At 72.4% G+C, this 3,835-nt stretch carries 5 protein-coding genes; 1 reads left to right on the plus strand and 4 read right to left on the minus strand.

The window, feature by feature from the left end:
- Together menD and NT132_RS09950 are read right to left on the minus strand one after the other, a co-directional pair.
- Window positions 1–933 (minus strand): 2-succinyl-5-enolpyruvyl-6-hydroxy-3-cyclohexene-1-carboxylic-acid synthase (gene menD, locus NT132_RS09945; protein ID WP_297787949.1); only part of this gene is annotated, 933 nt, incomplete at its 3' end.
- A complete protein-coding gene (locus NT132_RS09950; protein WP_297787953.1) occupies window positions 930–1,322 on the minus strand; it encodes a PLD nuclease N-terminal domain-containing protein in 393 nt (130 codons plus the stop codon). The genes menD and NT132_RS09950, both read right to left, overlap by 4 nt.
- Window positions 1,323–1,393: 71 nt before the next feature.
- On the opposite strand from NT132_RS09950, the gene NT132_RS09955 reads away from it, so the two are divergent.
- Window positions 1,394–1,780: a DUF4229 domain-containing protein gene (locus NT132_RS09955; protein ID WP_297787955.1), complete on the plus strand. Its 387-nt coding sequence runs from the start codon at window positions 1,394–1,396 to the stop codon at window positions 1,778–1,780.
- Window positions 1,781–1,790: 10 nt separating this feature from the next.
- Here the strand turns inward: NT132_RS09955 and NT132_RS09960 are convergent, their stop codons facing one another.
- Window positions 1,791–2,747 (minus strand): 1,4-dihydroxy-2-naphthoate polyprenyltransferase, encoded by a 957-nt coding sequence (locus tag NT132_RS09960; RefSeq protein ID WP_297787957.1) that lies wholly within the window; start codon window positions 2,745–2,747, stop codon window positions 1,791–1,793.
- Between the two features lie 29 nt (window positions 2,748–2,776).
- Window positions 2,777–3,835 (minus strand): AMP-binding protein (locus NT132_RS09965; RefSeq protein ID WP_297787960.1); only part of this gene is annotated, 1,059 nt, incomplete at its 5' end.

Genomic DNA, 3,835 nt, shown 5'->3' on the forward strand with positions numbered 1-3,835 from the left:
GCGTTCGATGCGCCCGCCGAGCTCGGGTTCGCGGAGCAGTTCGCGGTACCCGTGCACGATCTGACGACCGAACCGCGCCCCGCTGACGATCTCGGCGATGAGCGGCCATCCGCCCTCGTGGGCGAGCTGTTCCGCGTCGGCTCCGGCGTCGGCGCCGGCGACGACAACCGTCCGGGGCCCGTGCTCCAGCCGTGTGGGCGCCTCGCACTCCACCGGCACGTCGGACTCGCCGATGCCCCCGCCGCCCTGGTAGAGAGCACCGAACCGCGGGGCCTCGGCGTCGTCCTCGGGCTCGACCGGCGCCTCCGCGGGCTGTGCCGCATCCGGGGCGAACCAGGCGGGCAGCGCGCCCGCGAGCGGTTCCCGCAGCGGCATGTTCAGGTGGACGGGGCCGGGGGAGCGGGTGCCGGCTCCGAGCGCAGCGGTGACCGCATCGACGGCCACGCGACGGAACATGAGAGTCTGCTCGCCCGTGCCGTCGGGGTCGATGTCTTCCGGCACCGGGAGGTCTGCCTCGAGCCGCGCGTTCGGGGAGAACATGCCCGGCTGGCGGGTGGTCTGGTTGGCGCCGACGCCGCGCAACTCCGGCGGCCGGTCGGCGGTCAGCAGGATGAGCGGCACGCCCGAGTGATGCGCTTCGAGCACGGCGGGCAGCAGGTTTGCGACGGCGGTGCCGGAGGTGCAGATGACGACCGCCGGCATCCGGCTCTCGCGTCCGATGCCGAGGGCGGTGAAGCCGGCGACCCGCTCGTCGATCCGGACGTGCACGCGCACGTCGGTGCGTTCCAGGTGCGCGGCCGCGAGCGCGAGGGCCTGCGAGCGGGATCCGGGGCTGACGACGACGTGCCGCACGCCCTGCGCGACGAGTTCACCGAGAAGTGCCGCGGCCGCGTGCGTGGCGGGCGATGCGACGGCGGCGTGCGGCGCCGTCATGACAGCTCGTCGTCGCCGTCACGGCGACGGGGAGCGGTGGGGTCGGCTGTCGGATCCGTCGGATCCGCGTCTGGCTTCTCCTCGGCGTCGAGGTCCGCGAGCTCGGCCTCGAGACGGCGAATGCGCTCGTCCTGCTCCCGGGTGCTCAGCGACTGCAGGAAGGCGGGATCGTCGTCGGGGGCGCGGCGGGCGATGATCGCCCGGCGGGTGAGCTTCCCCACCGACAGCCAGAGGATGCCGCCGAGGACCGGCACCAGGAGGACGATGAGCATCCAGGACGCTTTGCTGACGCCGCGGTGCCGTTCGGGCGGCTGCACCGCGCAATCGACCACGCTGTAGACCCAGAAGACCACGGCCACCAGCGCAAGAATCAGCAGGAGCCTTGCCACGCCTCCATCCTAGGCCGCATGGCTGGGGGATGGCCGGGGGTTGCGCGGCATCGCGGCCGTAGGATGATCGAGTGAAAGCCCGACCCGCGATTGTCTATTCGGTGCTGCGGCTGTTGGCATTCCTGGTGCCGTTCGGCCTGATGATGCTGGTGCCGATCCTCCGCGAGTTCTACTGGCTCGCCGCGATCTTCGCCGCCCTCATCGGCCTCAGCCTGTCGATCATCTTCCTGCGCCGCCCGCTTGCCGAGGCGACGGCGGGGCTCCCCGCCGGCGGCCGGCGCGAACGGCAGAGCGTCGACGACGCCGCCTCCGAGGATGCGGTGCTCGACGCCGCATCGGAAGACGCCGCAGCCGAGACCACTGCATCCGAGACCACTGCATCCGAGACTCGCGCAGCCGAGACCACTGCAGCCGAGACCCGCGCAGCCGACGATCGCACCGCGACCGACAACCGTTGAGGCGGGGCGTTCAGCCGATGAACGCCCATGCCAGCAGCGCGCCGTAGGCCACTGAGGTGAGCGACGTGATGCTGAGGGCGACGACGAGCTCCCGCGGCTGACGGTACGTCCAGACGATGAGAATGGCGGGCAGCGCACCGAGCAGGGCGAGCAGCGCCAGCCACGCGATCGGGTAGAAAAGGGCGAGCCACGCCGCGATGACGAACGGCGCGAGCACGAAGACGGTGAACAGCACCTGCGTCCACCGCTTGCCGATGAGGACGCTCAGCGTGCGCTTGCCCGCGGTCTTGTCGGGCACGATGTCGCGCAGGTTGTTGGCGAGCAGCACGGCGCAGGCGAGGAGCCCCGCGGCGACGGCGCCGGCCCAGGCCTCCTGCGGCACGGTGCCGACCTGGATGAAGGTCGTCCCCGCGGTTGCGACCAGACCGAAGAAGACGAAGACGAACAGCTCGCCGAGACCGAAGTAGCCGTAGGGGCGCTTGCCGCCGGTGTAGAACCATGCGGCGACGACGCACACGGCGCCGACGATCAGCATCCACCACTGCTGGGTCCGGATCACCAGGGCGATACCGACGAGGGCGGCGAGCGCGAAGAACACCAGCGCGACGACGAGTACGGTCTTGGGCTTCGCACGCCCCGCGCCGGTGAGGCGTGCGGGTCCGACGCGGAAGTCGTCGGTGCCGCGGACGCCGTCGCTGTAGTCGTTCGAGTAGTTCACGCCGATCTGCAGCAGCACCGCCACCGCGAGACAGCCGAGCGCGAGCAGCCAGTGGAACTGCCCGTCGACCAGGCGCGCGGCGCCGGTGCCGATGAGCACGGGCGTGATCCCGAGCGGAAGGGTGCGCAGACGCGCGGCACCGATCCAGTCGCCGATGCCGGCCCGCCGGGATGCGGGTGTCGTCGGGGCGTTCCGCTTCTGCGGGTTGCCGGAGCGGTGCGGGGTGTTTCTACCAGCGGTACGGGCCACGAGGGGCGAGTTTAGTCGCGGAGTCGATGTCAGCCGTTCAGGAGGCGCCGCAACGCCACCCGGTCGGGCTTCCCGCTGACGAGCACCGGCAGCTCGGGCAGCGTCACGAAACGGCTTGGGCGGGCGGGTGCGCCGAGCTCTGCCTCGACCGCCGCGCGGATCTCCGCGATCCTGTCGGGGGCCCCGCCGCCGGCGACGACGACGACGGACGCCTGACCCCAGGTGGCATCGTCGACGCCGACCACGACCGCGGAGGCGAGGCCGGGGAGCGCGCGGACGACGCGCTCCACCCGATCGAGCGAGACGTTCACACCGCCCGAAACGATGACGTTGTCGATGCGGCCGGTGACCCGGAGCGTCCCGTCCTCGATCCGGCCGGCGTCGCCGGTGCGGTACCAGCGGATGCCCTCGTCCGTGACGAAGACGGATGCGGTCCGCTCCGGCTCCCCCAGGTATCCGTCGGCGAGCACCGGACCGGCGAGCTGCACCTCGCCCCGGTCGATCCGCATCCGGACGCCGTCGAGCGGCACGCCGTCGTAGACGCAGCCGCCGCTCGTCTCGGTGGACCCGTAGGTGCGAACGATGCGGGCGCCGAGGGCGGCGGCGCGCTCCGCGACGGGCTGCGGCAAGGCTTGACCGCCGACGAGGATGGCGTCGAACGAGGCGAGGGCTGCGGCGATGTCGGGGTCCCCGGCAGCCTCGACGATCCGCGTCAGCTGGGCAGGCACGAGCGAAGTGAGGGTGGGGATGCGGGTGCCGCCGTCGGACGACGCCATGCCGCGTGCGGCGGCCGCGAAGCCTGCCGGGCTGAAGCGTCCGGACAGGATCGCGGGTTCGTGTCCCGCCATGAGCGCGCGCACGAGCACCTGGAGGCCCGCGACGTAGGTGGCCGGCAGTGCGAGGAGCCAGGCGCCCTCCCCCACCCGCGCCGCGGTCGAGAACGCGCTCGCGAGGAGCGCGTTGCGGCTGAGCACCACCTGCTTCGGGTATCCGGTGGATCCGGACGTCGTGACCACGACCGCGGTGCCCGCCGGCACCTCGACGCTCTCGGTCGCGCCGAGGCGCACCGCCGGTCCCGCGCCCTCCAC

Origin of the sequence: Microbacterium sp. (assembly GCF_026393345.1) — a bacterium.
Classification (GTDB): Bacteria; Actinomycetota; Actinomycetes; order Actinomycetales; family Microbacteriaceae; genus Microbacterium.